Source organism: Mesorhizobium sp. M1D.F.Ca.ET.043.01.1.1 (genome assembly GCF_003952385.1).
Lineage (GTDB): Bacteria > Pseudomonadota > Alphaproteobacteria > Rhizobiales > Rhizobiaceae > Mesorhizobium.
This window is the reverse complement of record NZ_CP034444.1, coordinates 2,156,192-2,180,918: the sequence shown is the minus strand read 5'-3', so window position 1 is coordinate 2,180,918 and position 24,727 is coordinate 2,156,192. Positions and strand designations below refer to the sequence as shown.

Genomic DNA, 24,727 nt, shown 5'->3' with positions numbered 1-24,727 from the left:
GCCAGGTTTTGGTGAGGGTAATTCTCAATGCTGTTAAGGGAAGCGCTTATGATCGACTATCTATTTTTGCCGCTGGCTCAGACCGGCATTTTCGAGTTGCTTGCACCTGCGCCGCCTGGATGGGGCGGAAATCTGCTGCGCGGATTCATTAATTCAGTCGAGATCGGCGTCGGAGCCTTTTCCTTGGGACTCCTTATTGGCACTGGCGGTGCATACGGCAAGCTCTATGGTGGACATGTGCTCCGCGATTTGCTTCAAGTCTACACCACCCTCATCCGAGCGGTGCCAGAACTCGTGCTAATTCTGCTCATCTATTTCGCGGTTCCGGACCTGATCAATCGCCTCCTGGACATTGTCGGCTCCGGACGGATCGATGTCAGCGGGCCCGTAGCAGGCATCGTTGCGCTCGGCTTCGTACAAGGTGCATACGCAACGGAGGTGCTGCGCGGCGCGATCCTCGCGGTACCGCAAGGCCAAATCGAGGCGGGACGAGCCTTTGGTATGACGCCTACGTTGCTGATGCGACGCATCACACTGCCTGCGATGCTGCCCTTCGCAATCCCAGGTCTTGCGAATCTCTGGGTGGTCGCATTCAAGAGCACAGCTCTTCTGGCCGTTGTCGGCTTTAACGAACTGACCCTCGAAACACGACAGGCTGCGGGCGCTACAAAAGCCTACTTCACGTTCTTCATGGCCGCTGGCATGCTTTACTTATTCCTCACCTTGATCTCCAACGTTCTGATTGGAGGCGTCGAGCATTGGGCGAGGCGCGGCCAGCCGCCGATAGCGGAGAGCCGCTGATGACCTATTCCCCCACTGCCTCCGCGAGTTGGCGCCCGGTTGCCTGGTTGGCGCCACATCGCATTGCATTGATCGCGATAGCCATCGCCTTGATCACCTTAGCAGCTGTCTTCATGCGATGGGACTGGCTTGCCGATTACAACACGCTTGCGATTGTCGGTTTATGGCGAACGATCTGGATTCTGATCGTGACCAGTATCTTTGGATTTGTTTTAGCTGTGCCGCTTGGACTCGCACAAGTGACGGGGCCGATTTGGCTCAGTCTTCCAGCGAAAGCCTTCTGCACCGTCATTCGGGGCACGCCATTGCTTCTGCAAATCTGGTTGCTCTATTATGGGCTTGGCTCGCTCTTCCCGCAATATCCATGGATTCGCGAATCCGATCTCTGGTCCGTCGTTCGACAGGCGTGGCCCTACGCTGTACTCGCTTTGACACTGTCCTTCGCAGGATATGTGGGCGAGATTATGCGCGGTGCTTTGGCTGGCGTGCCGCGCGGCCAGCTCGAGGCCGCACGCGCATTCGGTATGAGCCGTTGGAAACTATTTCACCGGGTGTGGTTGCCGCTAGCAATCCATAAGGCGTTGCCGACGTTGGCTGGTGAAACAGTGGGCCAACTTAAAGCGACACCGCTCGTCGCTACGATCACGGTTATCGACCTCTATTCCGTCGCTCTCCGGGTTCGTCAGGACACATTCGTCATATACGAGCCATTACTCCTGCTGGCATTGGCGTACATGGTCCTAACGGGATTCCTCGTGTGGTTTTTCAATAGTCTCGAGGCGCGTATCCCGGTCCGAGTAGGGTGACGCGGGCTGAACGGGCGCGGGGCGGGCAGTTAGTCTGCCGCAATCCACGATCATTGGAAGCTCCAATGTGCCCGTACGGCAATATGACTGACCTCCAGGTTGTGGATTCAGCGAATGCTTTGAGCGAGAGCGATCGATGCGCCGCGTCGGCCATTTCGACGAGTACACAATAGCTATGAACAATTCTAGTGACGCCATCCAGCTGGCCAACAAGCCAAGCAATCACCCCTCCAACCCCCTTATATCAGGGGCCTCATTGCACCGGAAACCGATCATCAATGCGCGGAAGCAGAATAGGGTGTGCGATGCATGAGGTAAGGTGGGCGGAGTTTATCTCTACACTGAAGACAGGAAGTCACTTAGCGTCCCATTGCACGTCATCCAGCCATCAGAGTACCCGGAAAGACGAAGATGTCGCTCGTTGGCGGGGACTTGCCAAACCGATGCACACTCACGAGAGCGCAGCCACCAGTCGTCGGGTTAACGCAAATGACACGTTCAGACTCCCCTACTTCGGGACCCATCCGGTTCCTGGTTCCTGGTTTCTGATTTCTCCAAATTTTTGATTCCAATGCAAAATTTCTACGAGGCAACTGTTTCCCGTCAGGTCTACCCACAACTGACGTGCACACTGGACACGCAGGTCTGCATCGTCGGTGCCGGGCTCGCCGGCCTATGCACTGCGCTCGGACTCGTGGAACGCGGTGTGCGCGACGTCGTGGTTCTCGAGGGCGAGCGGGTCGGCTTTGGCGCATCGGGCCGCAACGGCGGATTCGTCTTCGGCGGTTACAGCCTCGACAACGCCGAGCTGCTGCTCACGCTCGGGCGCGACGAGGCACGTCGCCTGTACCGGCTTACAATCGACGCGGTCGACTTGATCCGCGCGCGGATTGCTCGCTACGCCATCGACTGCGACATCGTCGACCGCGGCGTGATGTTGGCAAACTGGTTCGACGATCAGTCTCGGCTGGACGGACTGCGCTCGCTGATGAAGCGAGAATTTGACATCATATGGGAGCCGGTCGCGACGGAAGCGCTTCGCTCACGGTTGAGGACTAGGCGCTATCACGGTGGTCTATTTGAGGCCAACGCGTTTCATTTCCATCCACTCAAGTACGTGCTCGGCGTCGCCCAAGCGGCTATGCAAGGGGGCGCGCGTGTCTTTGAGCAATCCCCGGCCTGCGCGATTGAGCGCGACGGCATGAGCTTCGTCGTGCGTACGCCGGAAGGCGCGGTGCGGGCGAAAGATGTCGTGTTCGCAGGCGGTGCCTACACGCGGGGCGTATCACCCCAAATCGAGCGAGCCATACTGCCGATCGCGACCTACGTGATTGCAACTGAGCCGCTCGGTGCCCGCCTTGCCGCGGCGATTGATGCTTCGCATGCAGTCTATGATACGCGCTTCGCGTTCGATTACTATCGACCGTTACAGGACACACGAATTCTTTGGGGAGGGCGAATCTCGGTGTTCAACCGTGATCCAGGCGCCATCGCGCGCCTACTCCGGCGTGACCTTCAACGCGTGTACCCGCAGCTCAAAGACGTTCAAATCGATCACGCGTGGGGGGGGATGATGAGCTACGCGCGCCACAAGATGCCGCAGATTGGTCGCACCGCTGATGGCCTATGGCATGCGGTCGCATTCGGAGGGCATGGGATAGCGCCGACCACGGTCGCGGGTGAAACAATCGCCGCAGCACTAGCCGAGGGCAGACCGGTGCCAAAGAGCTTCACTAGGTTTGGACTGACCCGTACGTTCGGCCTCGCGGGCCTCGCTGCCGCGCAGCTCACGTACAGTGCATATCAAATGCGCGACACGCTCGCTCAAGGCGTGAAGTTCCAGGTCCGATAGACTACGTAAAAAACAGTCATGAAGTCAGCGAATGAAGTTCCAGGGGGCGGCCAATTGAAAATTGGCTTCATCCTTGGCCGCTCTTTTACTCTTTCTGCGTTCGCGCTGTTCGTGGACATTCTCAGGTTGGCAAGTGACGTGGCCGACAAATCCGGTAGGGTTTTCGCCGATTGGCAGGTTCTGGGGAGCACCCCGCGCTTGATCCCCTCCAGTTGCGGGGTGCAGGTCGCGCCGACATCGGATTTCGTGGACCCTGTTGAGTTCAATTATGTCGTAGTCGTGGGCGGTCTCCTAAAAAGTGAATCTCCAGTTGACAACGAGACAGTCAGCTATCTCAAGAGAGTCGCAGCCAAGAACGTTCCATTAATCGGCGTCTGTACAGGGACGTTCATCCTGGCCGAGGCTGGGTTGATGAAGCAGCATCATACCTGTGTGAGCTGGCTCCACTATAACACCTTCCGCGAGCGCTTTCCGGGCCACCAGGTCCGGGCGGACCGTATATTCAATCTCGATCGTAGCAGGGGATCATGCGCCGGGGGCAGCAGCGCGGCAGATATGGCGGCGTCAATCGTCAGACGTCATATCAGTGCAGAGGCCGAGAGAAACGCACTCGAAGTGCTGCAGATTGAGAAGGCGCGCTCGGCTTTAAACATCCAGCCGCGCAGACCCCTTTCAATCGAATGCGACGACCCGCGGCTCAAAGCGGTTCTCATTATCATGGAGAGCCACATTGAGAATACAATCCCCATTTCCAAGCTGGCAGCTTCAGTCGGACTATCTCGGAGGCAACTCGAGCGCCTTTTCATGAAGAAAACAAAGATATCGCCGGCACTTGCGTACAAAAAGGTGCGTCTGGAAAGGGCGAGGCGCCTCGTGATGCAGACCAGGGTTCCGTTAGTTGAGATCGCCGTGGAGGTCGGGTTTGAAAACCTCTCGCATTTCTCGCGGCTGTTCCGTGAAGCTTATGGTCAACCGCCTAGCAAGCTCAGGGCAACAGTTTCAACTGACTGAATTTTTTCCGGAATGAGGCACGACCGCTTGGCCGACCGAGCTGACGTTCACTGGAGAAGGTTGAGATGCAATGATGCAATAATAAGACTTCCATATTCCAAAGCAGCAGGACGACCGGGGCGCTTCGAGATGTTCTGCTGCCACCTCGAGCGTCAGGTCTGCTTCTGTCTCAATGTCGCAAAATCCGTTCGCCTGCTGCTGCCCATTCCGCCCCGGATCCTAAGAGCGGTGTTTCTGGACCAACTCTCGGGAGTGGTTTCGATCTGTGAGGTGCCGGTTCTACATTGGAATCGGAGTTCGGCTTGTGCTGGAGCTGAATCAAAGGCTTCCGAGGTCGCCGGCCGATCATCTCAGGCCGCAGCAGGTCTTCGCCTTGCGCCGCGAAGCGCGCAACAGGCAACTGCGGTTGGACAAAATTCACTTGCTTTCGTGCCCGGCGGCGGTGCTAGCGCCGGATCTTCAACTAGGCTTCCATCGAAACAGCGAAGATGGAAAGCCACCCGAGACGCCAGTGTGCTCGAGTTTGAAATCGACGGCATCGCCATGCGCGTTGGCCGGGCGCCGACCCCAACGCAGCTGCGGTCCCAAAGGAACCAAGGACCGTCCTCATGAGAAGAAGTTACTGACTCGTGATTAATATACGTTTGTAAGTCCGGCTGCGGCATCCAACACTGAGGAAGTGAATCAACAAGTTGGTGCGAGACAGGCGTCATGCTGTGTCTTCTCGGACTTGAATACCCTTGGAGGCGCGGCGTGATTACCGTTCATAAATACATGCCCTCGCAGCGTGAGCAGGAATTTTTGGGAAAAGTGGTCAACGGCAAATACGACCGGCAGATCATCACCGGCATAGCCAAATTCGCCAGCGGTGACGTGTCCCAGGACATGCGGGGGTTCTATTCCAAAGAAGAACTCGACCAGATTCTCGAGTTGAAAGACACCCCGAGAGATCTGGAGGTGCGGATGCCGATCAAGATCACGCGGCACTATTATGAGCAGGCGCAATACAGCCGGCCCATGCAGACTCTCGTAAAAGCTAGTCCGAAAGAAACCTACGATCTCGATGGTGCCGAAGATCCGGGCAAGCAAATGACCTACAGCCCGCGCGAAGGGCTGATCCACAAGTATGAGCTTGGTCTTCTGTATGTGGCGTCCACCTGCTCCGCTCACTGTCGCTTCTGCTATCGCGAGGAGCTGATCGGCCGCAAAGAGATCGCTCGCGAGGATGGGACCGTTGCTCCTAAGGGCTTGGCGCAGCTCGGCGAGATCGTCGAATACATTCGCGAGCACAACAGGGCGGTAACCGCGAATGGCGGCCTCCATCCAGAAAGCGGCCGTGAAAAGCTTCGCGAGATTCTTATGTCAGGCGGCGATCCCATGGTTCTGGGGAACAAAAACATCGCTGCCTGGCTTGGCGGGCTCGCGGAAGCCGGCGTCGAGAATATCCGCATCGGGACCAAGGAGTTGGCTTTCCATCCGCAGCGGTTCGATCAGACTTTCTTTGCGATGCTTGATGCCTTTCATCAAGCTTATCCGGAGGTCAGCCTGCGAATGATGGTGCACTTCAATCATCCTGACGAGTTCCTCCGCAGGACACCGGATGGCGGCTACCTCGACAATCCTGGCGGTGGCTTGGAATGGATCGCCGAAACCCGGGTTGCAGTCAAGGAACTTGCCCGGCGCGAATGGATCACCATCCACAATCAGTCGCCGATTATTCGCGATATCAATGACGACGCCGAGGCGCTGCGGATCATGCAGCGCGAGATGCTCCGAAACGGAATCAACAATCACTACTTCTTCTGCGGTCGCGACATAGTCGGGCATAAGGCGTTCAATGTGCCAATCGAACGAGCGTGGCAGATCCTGAACGAATCGCAGAAGGGCTTGTCGGGGGTCGAGGCCCATGCGCGGCTTTCGATTACCCACTACAAGGGCAAGACCGAAGTGGCGGCCGTCACCAACGAGCCGGTGCCGGGCGTCCCTGGCGGTGAAAAAGGCGTTGTTATCTTCAAGCTGCTGCGTTCGGCCGCTGATGCACGCGATCGGTGCAAGGTGACAATCGTCGGCAGAAACCCGGATGCAATATGGTTCGGCGGCTATGATGATCGCGTTATCTTCGATGAGGCTGGCCTTTATTCCATGTACGGGATCAGGCCCGCATTCCTGCAAGCTGCGGAGTAGCGGCGGATACGATCTGCTATTTCCAAACGGGTATGGGGGCCGGCGTGACCTATGTCGTCACCGAGAACTGCATCAAGTGCAAATTTACCGACTGCGTCGATGTGTGTCCGGTCGATTGCTTTCACGAGGGACCTAACTTCCTCGTTATTCACCCCGACGAATGCATTGATTGCGATGCCTGTACACCGGTTTGTCCGGCAAAGGCCATCTACCGGGACACGGATTTGCCTGCAGATATGAGGCACTTCCTGGAGCTCAACGAAGAGCTTTCGCGGTTGTGGCCCAACATAACCGATTCCGGGGAATCGCTTCCCGATGCAGCCACATGGGATGGAGTAGAGGGCAAGTTAAGCCATCTAGAGCGCTAGACGCTATCGGGAGATCCGCATGGACGCCATATACTCGGGAATATCCAAGAGTGCTGCCCTATTTGAGCGCGCCAAGTCCGTTTTGCCGGGCGGATGCAGCCGAAACACCATTCTGCGCAAACCGCATCCGATCTACGTCGAGCGAGGGCGAGGGTGCTACGTCTACGATGTAGAGGGTGTCCGTCGCATCGACTTTGCGAATAATGTGGCGTCGCTAATTCACGGCCACGCGCACCCGCCGATCATTGCTGCTGTCAGCGAGCAGCTGCGGAAAGGAACCGCTTTTACTGTCGGGACCGAAGCCGAGATCGATTATGCCGAGTACATTTGCAGCCGTAATCCTGCCTTTGAGAGAATCCGCTTCGTCAATTCGGGAACGGAGGCGGTCATGGCGAGCCTCAAAGCTGCGCGGGCATTCACCCGGCGGCCGAAGATCGCAAAAGTCGAAGGCGCCTATCACGGCCTCTACGACTATGCCGAGGCAAGCCAGACGGCCAAGCCGGACAGTTGGGGACAGGCGGACCGCCCGTCCAGCGTTGCGGTATCTCGCGGAACGCCTCAGCGAGTACTCGACGATGTCGTTGTGATCCCGTTTAACGACGTGCAGCGCGGCCTCAAGATCCTCGACGAGCACCGCGATCAATTGGCGTGCGTGCTCGTCGATGTGCTTCCCCATCGCATAGGTGTAATACAGGCCGCCGAAGACTTCGTTCGAGCGTTGAGACGCTGGACCGAACAGAACGGAGCGCTTCTCGTCTTCGACGAGGTGATCACGTTCCGGTCCAAATTCGGCGGGGCGCAGCAATGGTACGATGTCCAGCCGGATATCACCGCCTTAGGCAAGATGATCGGGGGTGGCTTTCCCGTTGGGGGCATTGCAGGATGCGCGGATGTGATGGAAGTCTTGAACCCACTAAATGGGCCGGCGCCTTTTCCGCTATCTGGCACTTTCTCGGCAAACCCAATCACAATGATAGCCGGCCTCACGGCAATGAAGTTGTACCACCGGGAAGCTGTTGAGAAGCTCAACGCACTGGGCGAGCGCGCGCGAAGCTCAATCGGCGAGGCGATCAGGATAGCGGACGTGCCTGCTTGTGTCACCGGCCGAGGATCGATGTTTCGGATCCATCTATGCGCGGATGCGCCTGAGAACTACAGGCAGGCTTACCTGTCGCCGGAGAAAGCTGCGCTTCTTTCTGCATTCGTTGGGCATCTTTTCGATGGCGGCCTCCTCATGGTCGAAACGGGCACAGGTTTCCTGTCCACTGCCATGTCGGACCAGGACATCGATGACATGGCGGCTGTGGTGCTCGTCGCCCTGCGTAAAATCAAGCCTTACCTGTAACTCGAGCTTTTCGCAGCCGGATTTTGCGCGACGCGAAACAGTCAAACCCGGAGCCGCGGTCTTGCTGAAGTTCTGCTCTCTCGCCGAAGCCCTTGCGGAGAACCTTTCGACGGTGACAACGTGGCGTTTGAGGGTTTCACACATCTCATACCGCATGCAGCGACGCACGAGGCGATCCGGCAGGGACGACGGGAATTGACCCTGATCCGCATGACGCCGGATCTGGTCTACGACCAGATGGTGGGGCTGGGGATGGCGAAAAAGCTCATCTTCTCTTACGCTCGAAATCGCCGGGCGCGGCGCGCGGCTGGCGCTAGCAACGATGTGCATCGGGTCGGCCAGGGCATTGCCATCGCGCTTGAGGGTGTGTGAAGTGCCCCACGAAACCAGACCTACCCCGAGGCTTTACGACGCTCGAGTTCGGGGCTGGCAGCGCCGGTTCACGGCTTCACGAGGGACGTGCTCACGTCGGTACTTCCGTTGCTAGCTGTTTACAACCAGTTTTGCGGCCGACGTTACGATTTTCGGTGCGAAGGCGGGAGCCGCAAGCGGATCCGAACACTTGCAAGCATTCCGCGACCAGCCGGTATGGCGATTGAGCAGGCGGGAGGGGCAATTCGAGATTGGCGCAACGTGCCGGTGCAATGGCGAGGAGCTACGTTCGAGCCATTGTCATGGTCCGCCGTGCAGTCGAGATCAGCCAGCGCGTAAATGCGTTTACCTGGGCGTTAACGTCGCCTGCTGCGCTGACTACAAAATAGCTGTTGTGCGTCTTCAGAGGCGTGTCGCTTAGCGGGATCAAAATTCCACGCTCGAGCTCCGTTTCAATCAGGTATTTGGGTAGGAGCGCGGCACCGAGCGAGGATGCGGCAGCCGAGATGATCATGGAAAACTGATCGAAATGTCGACCGCCCAGCAGCCGCTTGTCGCTGATTCCTTTAAGGGCGAACCAGTCAATCCACGCGCTTTCGCGAGTAATGAGGTGCAGAAGCGGAGCAGCCGCGAGGCGAACGGGCTCGGTTATCAGGTACACATCGCGGAAGGTTGGCGATGCAACTGGCAGCATTTCCTCATTGAACAACTTATTCATTCGCGCGTCTGGCCAGTTGGCTCTTCCGAAATGTATCGCAACGTCGAAGCGCTCTCGTGTGAGGTCGAACGGTACGGTTCGGGTCTCTAGCCTGATTTCGATGTTGGGATGATCTTTCACAAACCCCGCCAATCTGGGAATGAGCCAACGACTGGCAAATGTCGGCAGGATACCGACACGTAACGTCGAATTTCGCTCGCCGGCGGCAATCGCCCGCACGACCGATTGCTTAAGGTTCTCAAGATCGACCGCCAGATCCGCCGCAAACTGTTTGCCAGCCTCGGTTAATGAGACGCGCCGGCCTACGCGCCGAAACAGTGTCACACCGATCATCTCCTCAAGTTCCTTAACTTGTCGGCTGACAGCGCTTTGCGTAAGATGAAGCTCCTCCGCCGCTTGGGTAAAGCTGTCGTGCCGCGCAGCGCACTCAAAGCTGCGCAAAAGCGCATAGGACGGACGATTGCGGTGACCTATTGATTGCACAGGTCCAACACCTTCAATGAGCGGCAGTACAGTTCCCGCTGCTCTAATACATTTCAGTTATTTCATTTTCAATGGGAGTTTTTAGGATAGAAAGATCCCGAAGCAACATCCCCGAGCACCGCTGCCTGGAGTTCTTCCATGTAACGCAGTGTGTTGCAGCCCCAACCTGCACAGGCGAGATGGCTCATCGGTCGTTCGATTACGGCACCGGCATCTTCAGCAGAAAGAGTTCCGAAAGTAGCCCAACAGTCGTCTTTCCTACGGGCTCAAGGTTGCTTCGCAAACGCATTGTAGCGGGCTGGATTAGTTCTACCTTCTATGAGGAAATTCTTTGCGCGAGCTCGCGTCGAAGCTCATTTAGAGGGTAAGCGACAGACCATCGCGCGCTGTAAGGATCGCGTTCCATTTCTGCATCGCCACCTTCGGCTTAACCTCGGCGTCAGACAAATCGCACTCGACCTAAGCTTATGACGAAATGCGCTTTGTCTTCTGTTTCCGTCAAGGTGCTTCAATTTTGCTCCTCATTCCCATTTGGAATGGATTGTTGAACAAATGTCGATATCAAGGCCGGCCAGATGATGCTTTGATCGCATGCAGGTCACCGAAATAGCCGAATGCGGAGGACGCTGCTTCGGCCCCTCCCGCAGCAACTAGCCCGGAGTGGACGCAGACGCTGCGCTTCTGCTTATTCCGCGATGTTGCGAGATCGGATCACTGATGGTCCACCCGTCGCCGCGACTTCGACGCCCGTCCCTAACGTTAGGAAACACGATGACTTCGCGCGCAGCTCAGATCACAAATTCGTCACTCCGCCGCGAGGTCGAGGCGATCCTCGGTCGCTGCGGCGTCGATGCTGCTGCCCTTGCGGCTGGTGAGCTCGTTGTGAAATCCCCAATTTCGGGCGAAACGCTCGCCCTCCTGAAGATCGTAAATGCCGCAACCGCCGATGAAGCTATTGAAAACGCCCATTCGGCCTTCCTCGAGTGGCGGCTGGTGCCTGCACCGAAGCGCGGCGAACTGATCCGGCTATTTGGCGAGGAGCTCAGGGCGGCCAAGGACGACATCGGGCGCCTCGTTTCCATCGAAGTAGGCAAGATTCCTTCAGAGGGTCTAGGCGAGGTCCAGGAGATGATTGACATCTGCGACTTCGCCGTGGGCCTGTCGCGTCAGTTGCACGGCCTCACAATGGCTACCGAACGTGCCGAGCACCGGATGATGGAGACCTGGCATCCGCTCGGCGTGACCGGCATCATCTCAGCTTTCAACTTCCCCGTCGCCGTCTGGTCGTGGAACGCGGCGCTTGCGCTTGTCTGCGGCAATTCCATCGTCTGGAAGCCCTCGGAGAAGACGCCGCTGACCGCGCTGGCGGCTCAGGCCCTGTTCAACCGCGCAGCCAAGCGCTTCCAAGAGGAGGGCGGAAACGTCCCGGAAGGGCTGTGCAGCGTCCTGATCGGCGCCCGCGATATCGGGGAGGTGCTGGTTGACCATCCTAAAGTGCCGTTGATCTCTGCCACGGGTTCGACGGCAATGGGCCGCGCGATTGGCCCTAGGGTCGCATCCCGTTTCGGCCGTGCGATCTTGGAACTTGGTGGAAATAATGCGGCAATCGTCACCGCGACCGCAGATCTTGACCTCAGCTTGCGCGGCGTTGCCTTCGCCGCAATGGGCACTGCCGGTCAGCGTTGCACTACGTTGCGGCGCATGTTTGTGCATGAAAGCGTCTACGACAGCTTTGTGTCGCGGCTGAAAAAGGCCTATGCATCCGTGTCAGTTGGCAATCCGCTCGAATCCGGCAAGCTCGTCGGCCCGTTGATTGACAAGGCGGCCTTCGACGCGCTGCAGGCGGCGCTTGCCCTCGCAAAGGCAGCTGGCGGGACGATATTTGGCGGCGAGCGGGTCGATGCCGGCTTCGGCGAGGGGGCTTACTACGTCCGCCCCGCGCTCGTTGAGATGAACAGCCAGACCGGTCCGGTCAAAAGAGAGACCTTCGCTCCAATCCTCTACGTTATAGGCTACAGCGATTTCGATGAGGCGCTACGGCTGCACAACGCCGTGCCGCAAGGTCTGTCGTCGTCGATCTTCACGAGCGACCTGCGCGAGGCGGAGACCTTCCTTTCCTCCCGCGGCTCCGACTGCGGCATTGCCAATGTGAACATCGGCCCGTCCGGCGCCGAGATCGGCGGGGCCTTCGGTGGCGAAAAGGAAACAGGCGGAGGTCGAGAATCCGGCTCGGACGCCTGGAAAGCATATATGCGTCGGGCCACTAACACCATCAACTACGGCCGCTCACTGCCTCTCGCCCAGGGCGTAGAGTTCGACGTCGCGTGAAGGCGACCACGGGACACCCACCTATGTCGTGTCCATACGCCAGATCGCCGGCGCATATGAGCTCATAGGCATCTGAGGGGGTGTTGGGAATGCATTTGATCAGAACCCGAAAGATGTCACTTCTTGCCGCTGACGTCCGGTTCCCCAACGACCGCGACGCTATGGCGGCGCGCCCTGCCGATTTACCTCCCGACCGGCAGGGCGCCTTTTTTGAGACGCCGGATCGTGAACTCGCTTCTTCGAGTTAATACGCTGGGAGCAGCAATATGGATTATGTCGAACCTAGTCTAGATGACGTCCATCACATACATTAACTATGACAACCCTGCAATTTTCCATGTCTGAGGCACTGGAGCGCCGGCTACGCAGGTCGTGCGCGGCAGTGTTCTTGCACACTTGTCAATATCCTACCGCTGCCGCGTGATGTTAGCGTGAGCCGATGCCGGAAGGTCGAGAAAGCTGCTGAACGGCAAACATGCAGACTGTCTTCGAGAGATTTTTGGAACGGCTTTCAGAAAGTGTCGACGAGACGGATCTCCGCGACGCCCTGAACGATGTCGCATCAGGACTCGATCTGCTCGCTTTTGCTTACCTTTCCTTGCCACCCCGGTCTGATGACAAACCCACGCTGATCTCGAATTATCCGGCGCCCTGGACAGAACGCTATCTTGAGAACCGGTATCAGATCGTCGACCCGGTCATTGTGCGTGCACGCCGTGGCGGATGCCCGTTTCGTTGGGGATCCGATCTGAGCGGCGAGGAGCCTGCAGCGGCTCAGGTTTTCGAAGAAGCGGCGCAGTTTGGCATCTGCTGCGGCATGACGATCCCGATTATTGACCGCCGAGGAAATTTTGCAGCGATAACGTTTGCCGCTGACAAGCCCGACGCCGTATTTTTCCGCGCCGCAGCACGCCACGAAGAAGGTCTCCCGTATATAGCGACCTGTTTTCATATGTTCGTTCGCCGCAAACTGTCCGCCGATCGAATGATCGAGGGTGTCTTGCTAACGCCGCGGGAATATGAGTGCCTACAGTGGGCAGCACAAGGCAAGTCCGATTGGGAGATCGGCTGCATCCTGGGGATCACACAGCGCACCGCCGCCTTTCATCTGGGCAACGCTCGCCGGAAGCTTGGGGTGACGACCACCCGGCAGGCAATTGGGCGCCTGGCCCGTTCGGGTTTCGGTTTCACTGACGAGTTAGCTTCATGTGCGCGGCGGCGTTGAAACGTCGCCTGTGGCGCTTGAGTGCATCAATGCCCTTTGTGCTGCCTGGCCCTGATTAAACGTCGTTCTTCGGGGCATCCACCGATCGCCTGCCGGACCTTCACATCGCGAGATCGCTGAAATGCTGGGGAAGTCGAGTGCAAGCCGACTGGACGGATACTGGCGATCACCTCCGCCACCGCATCCGGCGCATCTCTCCGGCCGTGCGCTCAGGAACGGTGACTGTCGTGAGTTACTTGCCGGAAAACGTGACAGTTCCAGCCGTGCGTCAGCCGCCGAATAGTTCCTTGTAGCCGGTCGTTACCATCCAGTTCGCCCGGTCGATATGGCTGCGAACAGCCTTGCGCGCGCGCACCGGTTCAAGGACGGGGTCGATGCCGAGAATGAGTTCCGCCATTTCCTCTACGCTGGCATCGTCGGCGCAGGCGTCGAGGATGCGCAGGTAAATAGTGGAATGCTGCCTGTCGTAGCTCGTGATGCTGTCTGACCATGGGACCTGATCGAGCAGTGCCGAGCTTTCGGTCCCATCTGTTCCCGTTGATCGATTCATCTCTGCCGCCGAACCTCGGATGTTGATAGCTGGATTCAAGACAGCATATCCCAAAATGGGATAATCCGGAACCGGGATTAGTGGCTGAGCCGGTCTTTACCTCACCGGTTCGCCTACATGCCCAAAACACTTCGATCTGCCCGCCACCAGCGGTTTCTGGCCCGGTTGATATCGCTGCGCAAGGCCAAAGGCATGACACAGGCTCAGGTGGCCGAGAAGCTTGGCCGGCCGCAATCCTTCGTGGCCAAGTATGAGGGTGGAGAGCGGCGTCTCGATATCATTGAGTTTCTCGACGTAACTGTGGTGCTTGAGGCGGATCCTTGCGAGATTCTGTTGAGCCTACGGTCATAGCTAGCGTCGGTGCCTTCGCCGCGCAACGGCTGCCGGCGAATGAGCCGCTTTTCTAAGGCAAAGCTCAGGGGTCTCAGCCATTCGGCTCCCTGCCTCGTCAGAGCCGCGCAGCTCTTCTATGTTGGGCGTTTCCCGGCGGCGCAGGCTGGCGGCACTCCCCTCTAGGCCCGCCGCGGCATCCCGGATAGAGCATTACCTTGGCCTTGTTCCTGGTGAGCGGTCGACCGGAGAGACAGTCAGACGGGGCGGCATTACCAAGGCAGGGAATGGCCGCGTTCGTCATATGCTTGTTGAGAGCGCATGGACCTATACGCATGCGCCGAAGGTCGGCGCGAAGAAGCGGTATCGACGGAAGCAGGCGCCGCCAGGGGTGAGAGAGATCGCATGGAAGGCGCAGGCCCGACTGACGGCCCGCTATCGAATGTTGAGCGCACGAGGCAAGAAGACGACAGTGGTCTGCACGGCTATAGCCCGCGAACTGGTCGGCTTCATATGGGCTTTTGCCAGGGAGGAGCACGCAACCTGATCTAGTCACTGCAGGCGACACACATCCTTTGCTCATGGGCGGGGCGGGACCACGGCAGGGGAATGCCCGTCAGACGCTTTGTGGCCGGCAGATCGACCGACCGACGCCCGCGGTAAGATAAGAACAGCCCCGGACGCACAATCGGGAATGCGGAAACCAATCCGCGCATCAGAGCTTGATCACCGACGTCCTTCAGTTCAGCCTCCACCCATGCGCGATCATCAGAATGAACAACCGACCTCTCGATCGGCCGGACCCCCGCGTTCTGAGCCAAGAGTCAGTTGCTCGCTACTTCCGCCAACGTCCGCTACTGTCGTTCGGCCGATCTCATGATGGTCTACGGCTGCGGCGCCGATCCGCTTAAGCTGAAGCCCGATGCAAGCCGACGGTGAAGATCACGCTGCTCGAGCTCAAAGCCGGGCCTGAGAACAGCGCTCTGATGTCAGCTCTTGCTATCGCGCGAGACAATGCGCGCCGGCTGGCCACTCTAGGGAAAAACGCAATTACTCTGACGGCTGAGTTCGACCCATGAGGCCGATGCCCTAGCCAAAGCCATCATGGAAATGGTCGACCGGCTGACCGATGATCGCCGGTCTAAGCTCAGAACACGTGACGATCTGGCGCCGCTGCCAGGAACGTAGCCGAACTGACGTGCGAGCCAAAAGCCATCGCCGGGCGCATGCTGATGCAGCGGCCATCTGCGAGGCGGTGACGCGGCCCTCCATGCGCTTTGTACCGGTGCGATCGGTCGAGAGCCAGGCTGCGCTCATGCGCCAAAAGGTGCGCGAACTTTTGGTGGCACAGCGTACACAAATGCTCAATGCCCTGCGCAGCCATCTGGTCGAGATCGGGATCATCGCCGCGCAGGGACCGAACAATGTTCGTGCTCTGGCGGTTCTCATCATGGAAAGCAACGACATGATCCCGGCGATCGTACGCTCGGCGCTGTTGCCTGTCGTGCGTCGGCTGAACGAACTCGATCAATGAGATCGGACAAAGCGATCAGGCCATTCTGGCTCTCGCCAGAGCCGATGAGACCCGCGCCGTCTGATGAGCGTTCCCGGCATCAGTCCCGCGACCGCCTCTGCGCTTGTCGCAAGTATCCAGGATATCTCCGCCCTTCTCGGGCTCGCGTGAGTTCGCGGCCTTCCTTGGGCTAACGCCCCGGCAAAGTTCATCAGGCGGAAAGGAGCGGCCGGGGCGAGTATCCAAGATGGGAAACCGATATCTGCGCAAGCTGCTCGTTGTCGGCGCTCACGCGGTCCTCTTCTTCCAACGCAAACGTCGTTCTTCTGGCGACGCACATAGGCCTTCACATACGCTGGCGGCAACGGCCGCACGTCACGGCCAAAACTTGCCAGTTCGCGAGCCCAATGATGATCCGAGCCGCATGCTTCGATGCCGATATGCACGACGGTAGACGCTCGAAGAATGCCAGCACATCTTTGCGCCGCAGCGCACGAGACATGACGACACGGACGAGTTGCTGCCGGTTGCCTACTTCCATGTGGTGTTCACGCGGCCGGCCGAGGTCGCCGCGATCGCTTTCCAGAACAAGGCGATGGTTCTACACGATCCTGTTCAAAGCGGCCGCCGAGAGGCTACGCACAATCGCCGCCGGTCCCAGGCATCTCGAGCTGGCTGCGCCTGCGGTTTTAGCCGCGAGCTGGAAAGAAGCGGAGATCCGAGGACAAGGAATGGGGCACTGCTTATTGCCTGGTGTTATCAAGGCCCTGCCAGCAACCTTCGCTGCTCGTCCCTCGATCGTATTCCTGAAGTCTGTCGATCACGCGAGCAAGCTGCATCGGGCAAACACATGGCAGTGGCCGGTAGGGCATTCAGCTGCTGGCGAGCCGCCGGTCAAGGTACGATATGGTCTGGAGACAGGGGAGCTCCGGCTCGGCGGACTTTCTATGCGAGACGACCAATGGTCGGCGATGTTTTGCTGACGCCGCGCATTGGCTGCCCGCAAACCACGGACAGTGCGGCGTGGCAAGTTCTGCCTGGAGCAATCGCCTGCCGCCGCGACAGGCGGAGCCTGGCCGCGCTCCATCTCCATGCCGCTCGCAAACAGCTGCCGTGGGCACCACCCAAAGGAGCGATTGCTCGCCTCGAAAGTCGTTTTTGCGTTCGACTGAACAGTCGGCTTAACCTGTACAACTATACAGGCTGCCATGGCGTGAAACTTGGCCTCCAATGGCGGAAATTTCCCCTTAGGAGACCTGCCATGACTGAGTTAATAGCGCCGGCGCTACGACAAGTTGCCCACAATGAGCGTGCAATCCACCGCCACGCCACTGCGCCTTCAAGGAACGTATGGAACGCCACGCAGGAGCCGATCACCGCTATCAAACCGACTCCCTTGGCGTGCTCCGGCTGCCCTGGCTGTCGCTGCGCGGGTTCGACCGTCTGCTCGCTGTTTGCGGGCGTCTTCTGCCCTCGTAAGTGCCGATGGTACACGCTTCGACGAAATGCCTCCATCGAGGTATGGTGCCTTCGCCGACGGCGCTTTGCCAAGCGGCATGATGTTTCGACCTCCCTGGGGGCGGGCACGGGAGCACAGTCGTGCGTACAGTTCTCGTGACAGGCCCGGCTGATTGGTGCGATGAAAGATCATACGATTACACCTCAGGTCTGACGCCGCGCGAATGGGCTTGGGAGTTCTTGCGCCGCAATCCAGCATTTCGGCGTGAAGTGACCGCTGCAAGCCAGCAGACTAAAACTTTGTCCTACCACCCCTTTCTCGAGGTGGTCGCGTCGGCCGGCGACCTGTCGCGCTGGGGTGTCCTGTTTCGCCGAGGCTTATGGGCGAAATTCGCTCGTATTCTGGTCTCCAATCTGGTGCGTCCATGTGCTGCCGGTCATCGCAGAACAGCTGTCAGCATCGTGGGCGACATTGCCGTTCGATCTCTCGGCATTGCCATGTGCTGCGACGGTGGTGCTGTCGCCCGACAAAAGCCAGCATGTTCTTCTTCGCCATGTGGAGCATACGCTCCAGCTCGCCGTCTCTGGCGCGGACATCTTGCACTCTGTTTGCCTCCGTACCGAGGCGATCTGGCCAGCAAGGCTTTCGAAGCCCCGCCTGAGGGCGCTCGAGTGCCTCAATGCTCTAAGTCTGGGTCAACACCTGCCCGCCCGCTTGTTTCCGACGGAAAGACGCGGTCCCCGTTTGACCTTCGTTCTTCGTGCGCTCGACGGTTCACTTGCTGGAGCGTCACATCGCGAGCTCGCCGAAGCGCTGGTTGGTGAACTGCGCGTCCATGCCGACTGGAGGGATCCTCGCAACCATCTGCGCGACCGCATTCGCCGCGCCGTCTCTCGCGGCCGCTGGCTCATGAACGGAGGGTACAGAGATTTCCTCCTTTAAAAAGTGAGAGTCCGCCCTGCGTCACCGGCGAATCGTTCGGAGCTAGAACCGTCACCACCGATTGGCCTGGTCGACATGGCAGCCAACGGGCCTTCGGGGGCGCTCTGTTTGGGTTGTGTGCGTCAAGTTCTGCAAAAAGGGGCGGCCATGCTGCTGGTCATGCGGCTTGGCGTAGAGCGAGCTTCTTGTGCTCGCGCAGGTCGTCCATGTTGATGTAGCGGTTGGCCTCCATCCAGTTCTCGTTGGTCTCGACAGCCAGCGCCCTGACGAGGGGCAGGCAGCTTTCGGCGTTGGGGAAGATGCGTACGACATAGGTGCGCCGGCGGATTTACTCGTTGAGGCGCTCCAGCTTGTTGGTTGACTTGAGATGCTTGTGGTGCTGACGCGGCAGTCGGAAGCAAGTCAGCGTGCTGTCGATGCTCTCTTCCACCCCAGGCCATCAGCCGCGGATAGCGCGCCGACCATTTGGCCAGCCACGCGGCGGGATCGGCGAGATCGCGCCGGTCATAGAGCCAGCGCAACTCCTGCAGGCAGTCATCGGCGTGCTTGCGCGGCAGATGGTCGAGCGCATTCCTGACAGTCCCTTCCTGAGGAAGTGCACGTAGCAGCGCTGCCAGGCCGCTTCCTGGATCACCTCGCCGATCGCCGCGACCAGGCCGGCATGGTCGTCGGAGACGACCAGCTCGACGCCCCTCAGGCCGCCCGCCTTCATGCCGACGAGGAAGTCCTTCCAGGCCAAACGGCTCTCGCGATTGGCCATCTCCACAGCCAGGAGCTGGCGCCGCCCGTCCCAGTCGATGCCGACGCGCAATCAGCACCGCCTGGCTCGTGACGATGCCGGCTTCACGCACCTTCTCGCAGCGAGGGTCGAGGATGAGATAGGCAAGGGGCTCTTGCAGCGGCCGCTTGGCAAAGGCCTTCAGGCTCTCGTACAGCCGCTTGTCGATGGCCGAGATCGACGAGGCCGAGAAGACATGGCCGCACAAGTCCTCGGTGATCGCCTTGACCTTGCGGGTCAATACGCCCTGCACGTCATTTCCGCAAGGGTGGCCACCAAGGCGCGTTCGGAACGCTGGTTAGCGCTCAAACAGCTCGGTGGAGAAGCGCCCTTGCCGGTCCTGCGGAACCCGCAGCTCACAGATTATCGAAATCGGACATGAATCCTGGCGCTTCAAGAACCGCGGCTGATCACCACATCGTCCAAGACGATCCGCGCTCGCTGGGCTTCGCAACCCGGACCAGCTCCGCCCAGCCAGCGCTGAGCGCGACGCGCTGCAGCCAATTTTTGCCGGAGATATTCGCTGCGGGCAAGCAAGAGAGGCACCTTCTCAAAGCAAAACTGGTTTATTACCGGTGTAGCACCGCCAAGGTGCTCTACTGGCCGCATTTGCAGGGCGCGATTGACGGGTATCAGGAATCCTTTGATTGGGCCGAGGTAGGCCAGGGAGGGATACCCGCACATCGCTTCGCCGCAGGCGCCTGCGCCGCGTCGGCTTACGCAGGCGCCGGCATCGATTGCCGATGAGGTCGTCATTCGTCGCTTCAATGATGCCGATGGGTGCGGCCATGCTTGTTATGGACGTGCATGGACGATCTCTACATAAGGGCAGACTGCGGCATCAACCGCCTCTCGCCGAAACCACAACCTCCTTTTTCTCGGCAGTACGCTCCACGCTCAGTCCGACCGGGATCAAGCATAACAACGGCAGCCTGCTCGCCATGTTTGCTGCCAACGCACCACGGGAACGGCGAAGATCATCAAGGTCGATGGTATGGAACAGCCCCTTCGAAACGGCATCGTAGGCGCGTACCTGGTCGTGCTGAACACCACAAGAGAAGGAAACGATCTACGGAACAGATTGCCACCGTCGGCCTGGATCCGGGCGCTCACGTCAATTCACCGGAGGCCAAGGGTGCCTCTTTGCGGGATCGGAATGCTCCCATCCTGCTGCGCGAAGATTACACTCGAAGCAGGTCCCGCAACCGAAACCCCAGCCATGTCGATGCTCGCGGTCTCCGCTATAACAGGCGTGACTTTCTTCGCAGATGAGCTTCACCAGCGGCTCGCCACCCAGCCAATCCGCCAGCGCCCAGGTCTGCGCCTTGTCCAGCCGCATGAGGGGTGTGTGAATGACGAAACGCGTCTCCATTCCAAGGTTCAGGGGAAGTTGCATCGCTTTAACTGCGTCATCTCGACAATCCGGGTAGCCGAAATGATATCTCGGACACGCCGATCACGAGGTGTTTTGGCGCCGATCCGGTAAGCTATCGCGGCCGCAAAGCTGAGGAACAGAAGGTTGCGGCCAGGCACGAAGGTATTTGCTAGACCGTTCGCGTTCACTGCGAACTCGGCGTCGCGCGTGAGCGCGGTATCACTGATTTGGCCGAGCACGGTCATGTCAATCATGTGGTCCTCGCCTAGTCGTCCACCCCAGGCCGGAAAGTCTTTTCGAATGCGCCCGAGCAGGTATGGCCGCACATCGAGCTCGATCCGGTGCTGCTGCCCATAGGCGAAGCCGATTGTCTCGACGCGCTCGAAGTTCTCCAGCGCCCAGGTTGTCGAATCCTGCCCGCCGGAGAATAGGACGAGTGCGGTTCCCGAATCTCGTTGCATCAGGTCAACCCTCGTATTCAACCCAGCACAGCGGCGTCTCATAGACCGTTACCGAGCACATCTGGCCAATAAGCGGCTTGGTTTGGTTCCAGATCCAGACTACAATGTTTTCCGCGCTCGGATTTTCGAGACCCACAATCTCATTCAGATACTGATGGTCGAGACGTTGCAGAAGCGGTCCGAACACAGCCTCAACATCGAAGAAATCGATGACAAAGCCCTTGTCTGTCGGCAGCCCGCCCGGCATTTCGTCCTTCAGCTTGAAGAGTGTAGAAAATTTCCTTGACCGCATATGACATTGCTTAAGCGGCCTTGGAGCGAGCAAGGGAACATTTCTGCCGGCTTACGAGACGCGGCAAAAGGTGGGAAATGTACCGCCGCATGCTTTGCAGCTCGTTCCACCGTCGGGGCCCGATGCGGAAAACCAACACGTCCGAACTCCACGCGGGATCAGGTTTCGGCGGGTGGAAGCGGTGGGGAAGGATCTCTGGTTCCTCGAAGCCTATCACCACAAGAAATGCCGCTATCACGTCGCTCATGGTGATGACCCCTTGACGAGGACCAGGCGTGAGAATCCTGGCGTCTCCTCGAAAGCCTGCCTCACAGCACGGAAGAACTCGCTCATCAGCCGCAAGCCGCGCTCCAGAATGAGGCGGTCGAGCGCTGAGTATGTAGTGTGCGGCATGGCGCCGAGAAAATCCGCGATGTGCTCATCGGTGATCTGAAGGACTTCATCGATGGTCTTGCCGACGATGAACTCGGCAAGCGGCGAGGAAGCGGTTATGTCCGAGCCGCGGCCGAAGGTCTGGAACGTTGCGGCGAAGATCGTTTGCGTCTTACGGTCGAAAGCCATCGTCAATTTGAGCCCATCGCCATAGGCGACTGCGCCGACATTGCCGGCCGCTTTGGGGATGTCCAAAGCGCCGACATTGTTGGGGTTGATAAAATAGACCTTGTCACTGATGAGGTAGACGTTGTCGGTATCATCCCGCACGGCGCCGATCCTTGTCGTTCTGACGCCTAGCCGAAGGACTTGCCGCAGGCGCATTTGTCCCGCGCATTGGGATTGTCGAAGACAAAGCCCGAGGACTCCAGGTTCGTCACGAAGTCAACGGTCATGCCGGCGAGATGCGGCTGGGAGCTTGAGTCGATGAACACCTTGACCCCGTTCGCCTCCATGATGGCATCCCCCTCGCGAGAGACGCTTTCCAGGCCCATCTGGTATTTGAGGCCGGCGCAGCCGCCCGCCTCGACCATTATGCGAAAGCCTTCTGCCGGTTCGTCTGCGCGGGAAAGCGCGGCCTTGACGGCGGCGACGGCGTTTTCAGTGAGCGTGATCATGGACAATCTTCTTGCTTATGCGTTCGCAAGCCACGCTGCACAGAACGTGCCAGATAGGAAATTGGATTAAAAACAACGGGGTTGCTGATTTGGCCCCTTGTCTCACATCCAACAATTTGTCGGATGTCCGACTGAGTGAAACCTTGCGTACAAAAAGCGGCATCGGACAGATCGCCAATGTCGTCGCCTGAGCCAGCCTGCGTTTTCGATCATATGAATGTGAACCGGATGGGAACATTTCAGTCGTGCTGCGCTCCAAAAGCCGCCATCGTCACCACACAGTGCGGTGCGAACATCGGGTTGATAGCCGCTTCGATTGCGCCTTCTCGAAGCAGGCGCAGTCTGCGTCACCTGGTGGGTGCCGAACACCACTCGCGTGCTCGGACCGTGGCCTGCAGCGCGGCCGTCACCTCGCGAGGCCGACTGAGGCATTATAGGTACCGTGAAGCCAGGAGGTGGGCCAACGGTCGCCTAGGGAACAGCGTCGCTCGATCTGACGCGGTGGAGCTCTGTTCGCAAGCTCGTTGGCGCTGACGTCGGCATGACGGCTTGCGATCTTCTGTTACACGAAATCAAGGATGGCGGATTAGGTGCACCATGCAGCTTAAAACGTCGCCTGGTGAAAGGTGGCGCCGATCGCCTACCTTTTGGCCAAGCGTTTCGCCAGCTTGCCGACTTACAAGCGCCTCGCCAATCTCGTTGCGTTCTTGTTTAGACGTTGCAACAGATCCTTCAAAGAAATTCATGGAATCTTTGCGGCCGCAAATCCATGTCAGTGGTAGTGTCACCACAACTTTGAGTGGCGGCAGAAATCTGGTGTCCTTTTATTGTCCGCCGCCGAACAGCAGTTGCGAAGGGCGCGAAATGACAAAACCAGCAGGACCAGGGTTCGATTGTTAGGCGTTGTGCTTACCAATGTTGATGCTTGTCGATCGCCTAATGACAGCAGCACACCTTGATCGCCTTCGGATCCTGGGCCTTTGCGCGCATGCCGACCTGACTGTCTTCGAGCTAGCGGAAATTCTCGATCTTCGTCGGAGCGCGTTGCACGACATGTCCGGCTGCTGGCCAGAGCCGAATTTCTTTGCGGCAACGGACAACGTCCTTGGTCCTCATATCATCTCAATGCAGGGGGCAAGGACGGAGCGTTGGTTCAATTCTTGGTCGTTCTCCTCCCCCACGACGATGGCTGTCATAAGCTGGACCTGGAGCGGCTCGAGGCGGTTCAAGACGTGTTGTCCAACGGGACTGCTGCTTGATCGTGGAATAGTAGAACCAACTGGAGCGCAACTATCATGGACAACTCCGCCGACGGCGCCATCGCGCGGCCCGATACCAACAGACGGGCTAGCCTGGCCGCGGTCGATTGCCGCGTTCACGAACTGCTTCTAAGACAGGAGCGCCAGGAGCGGACAACCCTCAAACTTATCGCCTCCGAGAACTTTGCCTCCTCAGCGGTGCTGGAAGCGACCGGGTCGATTTTCACCAACAAGTATGCCGAGGGATACCCCGGTGCGCGCTACTACGCCGGAAACGAGATCGTCGATGAGCTTGAAAACGTCGCTATCGAGCGCTTGAAGGCGCTATTCGGCTGTGAACACGCGAACGTCCAGCCATATTCCGGCTCCCCGGCCAATCAGGCTATCTATCGCGCGCTTTTGAGCCCCGGTGACAAAGTCATGGGCTTGCCTTTACCCGAAGGCGGCCATCTGACGCACGGTTGGGCGGTCAACTTCTACGGCACCGATTATCAGCGAGTCCCGTACAGGCTGCACGAAAAGACGCAGCAAATTGACTATGACCAATTGCGCGAGACAGCCAAGCGGGAACGCCCGAAGCTAATTTGGGTCGGCGGAACTGCTTATCCACGTATTTTTGACTACGCGGCAATGGCCGAAATCGCTGCGGAGGCGAACGCCTATCTTGTGGCCGACATTGCGCACATCAGCGGCCTTATTGTCGCCGGAGCGCATCCGAATCCCGTGGCCCATTGCGACGTCGTCACCAGCACGTCTCGTAAGTCAATCCGTGGGCCCCGTCGAGGCTTTATTCTGTCGAAGAAGGAAGATCGCTATCTACGGTCAGCAGATCGTCAACAACGCCATGGCTCTGGCCCAGGCGCTTCTGGAGCGAGGTTATGAACTCGTCACCGGGGGCACTGACAATCACATGCTGATCGTTGATCTTCGGAACCGGCCGCTGTCAGGCAAAGCGTATTCCGATCGCCTGGCAAGGGCAGGCATCATTACGAACTGCAATATGGTGCCGGGCGACCGGCGGCATCCGGCGCTCACAAGCGGCATTCGCTTAGGGACACCAGCGGTGACGTCCATGGGCATGCGCGAGACGGAGATGGCGCAAATCGCCGATTTCATCGACTCGGTCTGCCGCCAGCCCGATGACCAGGAGGTTCATGCGAGCGTACGAAGAAAGGTTGCAAACTTCTGCACTGCGTTCGAGGTCCCCGGCATCACCGACCGATAAG

Annotated in this window: 19 protein-coding genes and 8 pseudogenes; 19 read left to right on the top strand and 8 right to left on the bottom strand. The window is 58.7% G+C overall.

The features are described 5' to 3' along the window. The first annotated feature begins 48 nt into the window (after nucleotides 1-48). From EJ067_RS10800 to EJ067_RS10765, 8 genes and pseudogenes are all read left to right on the top strand, one after another. Nucleotides 49-801, top strand: coding sequence for an ABC transporter permease (locus EJ067_RS10800; RefSeq protein ID WP_126079004.1), 753 nt, complete (start codon nucleotides 49-51; stop codon nucleotides 799-801). Continuing rightward, nucleotides 801-1,607 (top strand): ABC transporter permease, encoded by an 807-nt coding sequence (locus EJ067_RS10795; protein ID WP_126079003.1) that lies wholly within the window; start codon nucleotides 801-803, stop codon nucleotides 1,605-1,607. The genes EJ067_RS10800 and EJ067_RS10795 overlap by 1 nt, the downstream gene beginning before the upstream one ends. Before the next feature lie 571 nt (nucleotides 1,608-2,178). Further along, on the top strand, nucleotides 2,179-3,459 hold the full coding sequence (locus EJ067_RS10790) for an FAD-binding oxidoreductase (RefSeq protein ID WP_126085779.1): 1,281 nt from the start codon (nucleotides 2,179-2,181) through the stop codon (nucleotides 3,457-3,459). An 18-nt stretch (nucleotides 3,460-3,477) separates the two neighbouring features. Beyond that, nucleotides 3,478-4,470, top strand: a complete 993-nt coding sequence (locus EJ067_RS10785) for a GlxA family transcriptional regulator (RefSeq protein WP_126079002.1) — start codon at nucleotides 3,478-3,480, stop codon at nucleotides 4,468-4,470. 753 nt (nucleotides 4,471-5,223) lie between these two features. Then, nucleotides 5,224-6,654 carry a hypothetical protein gene (locus tag EJ067_RS10780; RefSeq protein WP_126085778.1) on the top strand — a complete coding sequence of 477 codons (1,431 nt, stop codon included), beginning with the start codon at nucleotides 5,224-5,226 and terminating at the stop codon, nucleotides 6,652-6,654. 44 nt (nucleotides 6,655-6,698) lie between these two features. Next, entirely contained in the window at nucleotides 6,699-7,022 is a 324-nt protein-coding gene (fdxA, locus tag EJ067_RS10775; protein WP_126079000.1) for a ferredoxin FdxA, read from the top strand. Between the two features lie 19 nt (nucleotides 7,023-7,041). Beyond that, nucleotides 7,042-8,367 (top strand): aspartate aminotransferase family protein, encoded by a 1,326-nt coding sequence (locus tag EJ067_RS10770; RefSeq protein WP_126078999.1) that lies wholly within the window; start codon nucleotides 7,042-7,044, stop codon nucleotides 8,365-8,367. Nucleotides 8,368-8,428: 61 nt separating this feature from the next. Beyond that, nucleotides 8,429-8,646: pseudogene (locus tag EJ067_RS10765) on the top strand (CoA transferase subunit A); the annotation flags it as partial. A gap of 376 nt (nucleotides 8,647-9,022) precedes the next feature. Here EJ067_RS10765 and EJ067_RS10760 read toward each other — a convergent pair. After that, a complete protein-coding gene (locus EJ067_RS10760; protein ID WP_245467219.1) occupies nucleotides 9,023-9,940 on the bottom strand; it encodes a LysR substrate-binding domain-containing protein in 918 nt (305 codons plus the stop codon). 771 nt (nucleotides 9,941-10,711) lie between these two features. Here EJ067_RS10760 and EJ067_RS10755 point away from each other — a divergent pair. Both EJ067_RS10755 and EJ067_RS10750 read left to right on the top strand, forming a co-directional pair. Beyond that, nucleotides 10,712-12,268: an aldehyde dehydrogenase family protein gene (locus tag EJ067_RS10755; protein WP_126078997.1), complete on the top strand. Its 1,557-nt coding sequence runs from the start codon at nucleotides 10,712-10,714 to the stop codon at nucleotides 12,266-12,268. Between the two features lie 475 nt (nucleotides 12,269-12,743). Further along, nucleotides 12,744-13,493, top strand: coding sequence for a LuxR family transcriptional regulator (locus EJ067_RS10750; protein WP_126078996.1), 750 nt, complete (start codon nucleotides 12,744-12,746; stop codon nucleotides 13,491-13,493). A 268-nt stretch (nucleotides 13,494-13,761) separates the two neighbouring features. Here the strand turns inward: EJ067_RS10750 and EJ067_RS10745 are convergent, their stop codons facing one another. Next, entirely contained in the window at nucleotides 13,762-14,043 is a 282-nt protein-coding gene (locus EJ067_RS10745) for a DUF2285 domain-containing protein (RefSeq protein WP_066993458.1), read from the bottom strand. A gap of 117 nt (nucleotides 14,044-14,160) precedes the next feature. On the opposite strand from EJ067_RS10745, the gene EJ067_RS10740 reads away from it, so the two are divergent. The 5 genes and pseudogenes from EJ067_RS10740 to EJ067_RS35295 form a co-directional block, all read left to right on the top strand. Continuing rightward, the gene (locus tag EJ067_RS10740; RefSeq protein WP_126078995.1) at nucleotides 14,161-14,394 is read left to right on the top strand and encodes a helix-turn-helix transcriptional regulator; all 234 of its coding nucleotides are present in this window, start codon (nucleotides 14,161-14,163) and stop codon (nucleotides 14,392-14,394) included. A 193-nt stretch (nucleotides 14,395-14,587) separates the two neighbouring features. Then, nucleotides 14,588-14,920: pseudogene (locus EJ067_RS10735) on the top strand (transposase); the annotation flags it as partial. A 582-nt stretch (nucleotides 14,921-15,502) separates the two neighbouring features. Beyond that, nucleotides 15,503-15,907 carry a hypothetical protein gene (locus EJ067_RS35300; protein ID WP_245467218.1) on the top strand — a complete coding sequence of 135 codons (405 nt, stop codon included), beginning with the start codon at nucleotides 15,503-15,505 and terminating at the stop codon, nucleotides 15,905-15,907. Between the two features lie 63 nt (nucleotides 15,908-15,970). Next, nucleotides 15,971-16,057: a hypothetical protein gene (locus EJ067_RS35800; protein WP_292278680.1), complete on the top strand. Its 87-nt coding sequence runs from the start codon at nucleotides 15,971-15,973 to the stop codon at nucleotides 16,055-16,057. Beyond that, nucleotides 16,029-16,142 (top strand): annotated as a pseudogene (locus tag EJ067_RS35295) (transposase); the annotation flags it as partial. The gene EJ067_RS35800 and the pseudogene EJ067_RS35295, both read left to right, overlap by 29 nt. A gap of 61 nt (nucleotides 16,143-16,203) precedes the next feature. Here the strand turns inward: EJ067_RS35295 and EJ067_RS35290 are convergent. Further along, nucleotides 16,204-16,394 (bottom strand): annotated as a pseudogene (locus EJ067_RS35290) (IS110 family transposase); the annotation flags it as partial. A 3-nt stretch (nucleotides 16,395-16,397) separates the two neighbouring features. On the opposite strand from EJ067_RS35290, the pseudogene EJ067_RS35285 reads away from it, so the two are divergent. Then, nucleotides 16,398-16,578, top strand: a pseudogene (locus EJ067_RS35285) (IS91 family transposase); the annotation flags it as partial. A 1,193-nt stretch (nucleotides 16,579-17,771) separates the two neighbouring features. Next, nucleotides 17,772-18,287, top strand: a complete 516-nt coding sequence (locus EJ067_RS10715) for a DUF2285 domain-containing protein (RefSeq protein WP_189343230.1) — start codon at nucleotides 17,772-17,774, stop codon at nucleotides 18,285-18,287. 157 nt (nucleotides 18,288-18,444) lie between these two features. Here EJ067_RS10715 and EJ067_RS10710 read toward each other — a convergent pair. Next, nucleotides 18,445-19,522, bottom strand: a pseudogene (locus tag EJ067_RS10710) (IS256 family transposase); the annotation flags it as partial. On the opposite strand from EJ067_RS10710, the gene EJ067_RS10705 reads away from it, so the two are divergent. Continuing rightward, nucleotides 19,444-19,812: a hypothetical protein gene (locus EJ067_RS10705; protein ID WP_126078993.1), complete on the top strand. Its 369-nt coding sequence runs from the start codon at nucleotides 19,444-19,446 to the stop codon at nucleotides 19,810-19,812. The pseudogene EJ067_RS10710 and the gene EJ067_RS10705 overlap by 79 nt on opposite strands. A gap of 367 nt (nucleotides 19,813-20,179) precedes the next feature. Here EJ067_RS10705 and queC read toward each other — a convergent pair. From queC to EJ067_RS10675, 4 genes and pseudogenes are all read right to left on the bottom strand, one after another. Further along, a pseudogene (gene queC / locus EJ067_RS10700) lies at nucleotides 20,180-20,901 on the bottom strand (7-cyano-7-deazaguanine synthase QueC). Nucleotides 20,902-20,905: 4 nt separating this feature from the next. Next, nucleotides 20,906-21,148 (bottom strand): 6-carboxytetrahydropterin synthase, encoded by a 243-nt coding sequence (locus EJ067_RS10695; RefSeq protein ID WP_126078992.1) that lies wholly within the window; start codon nucleotides 21,146-21,148, stop codon nucleotides 20,906-20,908. 288 nt (nucleotides 21,149-21,436) lie between these two features. After that, nucleotides 21,437-21,895 (bottom strand): iron-sulfur cluster assembly scaffold protein, encoded by a 459-nt coding sequence (locus tag EJ067_RS10680; protein ID WP_126078990.1) that lies wholly within the window; start codon nucleotides 21,893-21,895, stop codon nucleotides 21,437-21,439. 26 nt (nucleotides 21,896-21,921) lie between these two features. Then, a complete protein-coding gene (locus EJ067_RS10675; protein WP_126078989.1) occupies nucleotides 21,922-22,242 on the bottom strand; it encodes an iron-sulfur cluster assembly accessory protein in 321 nt (106 codons plus the stop codon). A 1,295-nt stretch (nucleotides 22,243-23,537) separates the two neighbouring features. Here EJ067_RS10675 and EJ067_RS10665 point away from each other — a divergent pair. Next, nucleotides 23,538-24,726: pseudogene (locus EJ067_RS10665) on the top strand (aminotransferase class I/II-fold pyridoxal phosphate-dependent enzyme). Nucleotide 24,727 lies beyond the last annotated feature (1 nt).

What these genes read in the sequence shown, in the direction of transcription:
- EJ067_RS10800 (WP_126079004.1), top strand. Translation starts at nt 49, where the DNA reads ATGATCGACTATCTATTTTTGCCGCTGGCTCAGACCGGCATTTTCGAG.
- EJ067_RS10795 (WP_126079003.1), top strand. Translation starts at nt 801, where the DNA reads ATGACCTATTCCCCCACTGCCTCCGCGAGTTGGCGCCCGGTTGCCTGG.
- EJ067_RS10790 (WP_126085779.1), top strand. Translation starts at nt 2,179, where the DNA reads ATGCAAAATTTCTACGAGGCAACTGTTTCCCGTCAGGTCTACCCACAA.
- EJ067_RS10785 (WP_126079002.1), top strand. Translation starts at nt 3,478, where the DNA reads ATGAAGTCAGCGAATGAAGTTCCAGGGGGCGGCCAATTGAAAATTGGC.
- EJ067_RS10770 (WP_126078999.1), top strand. Translation starts at nt 7,042, where the DNA reads ATGGACGCCATATACTCGGGAATATCCAAGAGTGCTGCCCTATTTGAG.
- EJ067_RS10755 (WP_126078997.1), top strand. Translation starts at nt 10,712, where the DNA reads ATGACTTCGCGCGCAGCTCAGATCACAAATTCGTCACTCCGCCGCGAG.
- EJ067_RS10750 (WP_126078996.1), top strand. Translation starts at nt 12,744, where the DNA reads ATGCAGACTGTCTTCGAGAGATTTTTGGAACGGCTTTCAGAAAGTGTC.
- EJ067_RS10745 (WP_066993458.1), bottom strand. Translation starts at nt 14,043, where the DNA reads ATGAATCGATCAACGGGAACAGATGGGACCGAAAGCTCGGCACTGCTC.
- EJ067_RS10740 (WP_126078995.1), top strand. Translation starts at nt 14,161, where the DNA reads ATGCCCAAAACACTTCGATCTGCCCGCCACCAGCGGTTTCTGGCCCGG.
- EJ067_RS35300 (WP_245467218.1), top strand. Translation starts at nt 15,503, where the DNA reads ATGATCGCCGGTCTAAGCTCAGAACACGTGACGATCTGGCGCCGCTGC.
- EJ067_RS35800 (WP_292278680.1), top strand. Translation starts at nt 15,971, where the DNA reads ATGAGCGTTCCCGGCATCAGTCCCGCGACCGCCTCTGCGCTTGTCGCA.
- EJ067_RS10705 (WP_126078993.1), top strand. Translation starts at nt 19,444, where the DNA reads ATGAATCCTGGCGCTTCAAGAACCGCGGCTGATCACCACATCGTCCAA.
- EJ067_RS10695 (WP_126078992.1), bottom strand. Translation starts at nt 21,148, where the DNA reads ATGCCGGGCGGGCTGCCGACAGACAAGGGCTTTGTCATCGATTTCTTC.
- EJ067_RS10675 (WP_126078989.1), bottom strand. Translation starts at nt 22,242, where the DNA reads ATGATCACGCTCACTGAAAACGCCGTCGCCGCCGTCAAGGCCGCGCTT.